This window comes from Intestinibacter sp. (assembly GCF_022780145.1).
In the GTDB taxonomy this organism is placed as follows: Bacteria; Bacillota; Clostridia; order Peptostreptococcales; family Peptostreptococcaceae; genus Intestinibacter.
Genome location: NZ_JALEXO010000206.1, coordinates 1 through 2,466, shown reverse-complemented (window position 1 = coordinate 2,466; position 2,466 = coordinate 1). Strand labels below are relative to the sequence as shown.

Here is a 2,466-nt window from a genome sequence, read left to right as displayed (position 1 = left end):
TTATAGAATTTAACATTACGTGGCTTGATGAAATCAATATATTTTTATTAGAATCTGTTATTCCGTCAAATGTTTCAACATGTCCATTTATAAATTCTTCCATTATGTAAGTTATGTTGTGGTCCTTAGTTGCGAAGAAATAAGCTACTTCATCGTCGTTTTGAAGCTTGTATGTACTAGATGCTCCAACTCCATTGTCTGGTTTTACTACAACTGGATAACCTACTTCCTTAGTGAATTTTATAGCTTCTTCATAAGTAGATATCAGTATATATCTAGCAACTGGAATATTGCATGATCTATATACATCCTTCATTTTTGATTTGTACTTCATAGGCGCCATATCGTCTATTTTAGTACCTGTATTTACATCGAATATTTTTCTCAAAGTTGCTTCTGTCTCTAGCCAGTATTCATTTTGAGATTCTATCCAATCTATTTTCCCGTATCTTTGAGAGAAAAATCTACACGCCTGTTCTACCTCGTGGAAATTTTCTAAACTACCCACCTTATAGTATTCTGTCAGAGAATCTATTGTATGAGCTGGTAGAGACTGATATGGTGCATCTCCTATACCTAATACATTGACTCCTCTAACTTTTAGATTTTTACAAAAGTTATAAAAATAAAGTGGAAAATGTGGTGAAATAAAAACGACATTCATATATAGTACCCCCTTAATTAATTTTCTAATATATGTCTTACAAAATATGAAAACTGAACTTGCCACCAATTCCAATCGTGGTTTACGTCATATCCCCATATATCTATCCATGCTGGTATATCCTTATACGCAAGTAATTCCTTTATTTTATGAATACTTCTAAGCATTTCATCCTCCCATGCTCCTTGACCACAGCATAATACGATTTTGCAATTTCTATACATATCTACATAGTAATGGTCGTAACTCATACCTTCTATAAATTTTATAGGAGAATTATTGTAAACTAAGTCGTCACAGTAATCTCCAAAGAATATGTCAGAATCGAAATAACCGCTAAGTGATATTACTCCACCAAATATATCTGGTCTTCTGAACATAAAGTTAGCTGCATGAGTTCCCCCCATAGAGCATCCTGTAGTTATTATTTTTTTGCCAGTTTGATTTATCTGATGAATTCTTGGAACTAATTCATTTACTATGTAGTTAAACCACGCTTCGTGTCTACATATTCTATATCTTGGGTCCCCATTTTCATCAGACCAACTCTCTTTGTCTATACTGTCACAGCAAAATAGTTGTATTTTGCCATCATCTATCAAGTCTTCAACGTTATCTAACATTCTAAAATTTTCAAAATCAAAAAATCTACCGTTTTGAGCTGGAAATACTAGTATCGGTTGACCTGCATATCCGTATACATTGAATTCCATATCCCTATTTAAGTTATTGCTGTATTCTCTGTAGTAATTTTTTATCATACATCGTACCCCTTATAAAGTTATTAATTAAATATGTATACATAATACCATAAAATTCTAACTATTTTAAGATAAAATTTATAATTATTTAAGTAATTCTAAATTTTTATATAAATATTTTTTAATTATTAAACAAAAAGAAATCGTTTGCCTTATTATATTTTGCAAAACACAAAAAAAGACTATATCAAGTATTTTGATATAGCCTTTACTTTCTGTATATTTTTAGTCTCCAAACTCCTAGAATTCAGCGTTTTTAGGAGTTCTTGGGAATGGTATTACGTCTCTTATGTTAGATATACCAGTTAAGTACATGATGATTCTTTCAAATCCAAGACCAAATCCTGAATGTGTAGCTGTACCATATTTTCTAAGTTCTAGATACCACCAGTAATCTTCTTCTTTTAGACCACATTCATGTATACGGTCAAGTAGTACGTCGTATCTTTCTTCCCTTTGAGATCCACCTATTATTTCTCCAACTCCTGGAACTAATAAGTCCATAGCTCTAACAGTCTTACCGTCTTCGTTCATTCTCATGTAGAATGCTTTTATTTCTTTTGGATAATCAGTTACGAATACTGGAGCATTGTATATTTGTTCAGTTATATATCTTTCGTGTTCAGTTTGTAAATCGCATCCCCATTCAACTGGATATTCGAATTCATGTCCTGATTCTAAAAGTAATTCTATTGCTTTAGTGTAAGTTATTCTTGTGAAGTCAGAGTTTACTATTTTATTTAATCTTTCAAGTAATCCTTTGTCTACAAAGCTGTTGAAGAATTCCATTTCTTCTGGACAGTTTTCAAGAACGTAGTTTATGATGTATTTTATCATATCTTCAGCAAGTTCCATATTGTCTTCTAAGTCTGCAAATGCTATTTCAGGTTCTATCATCCAGAATTCAGAAGCATGTCTTCCTGTGTATGAGTTTTCAGCTCTGAATGTAGGTCCAAATGTATAGACGTTTCTGAAAGCTAAAGCCATTATTTCAGCGTTTAATTGTCCACTAACTGTTAGGTTAGCTTCTTTTCCGAAGAA

General features: G+C 32.0%; 3 protein-coding genes. All 3 read right to left on the bottom strand.

The window, feature by feature from the left end:
• The coding region (locus MR593_RS08000) for an ATP-grasp domain-containing protein (RefSeq protein WP_290691699.1) at positions 1-664 on the bottom strand (664 nt) is incomplete at its 3' end.
• A 17-nt stretch (positions 665-681) separates the two neighbouring features.
• A complete protein-coding gene (locus MR593_RS07995; RefSeq protein WP_290691698.1) occupies positions 682-1,425 on the bottom strand; it encodes an esterase family protein in 744 nt (247 codons plus the stop codon).
• Between the two features lie 240 nt (positions 1,426-1,665).
• A partial coding sequence (asnS, locus tag MR593_RS07990; RefSeq protein ID WP_290691696.1) for an asparagine--tRNA ligase occupies positions 1,666-2,466 on the bottom strand: 801 nt, incomplete at its 5' end.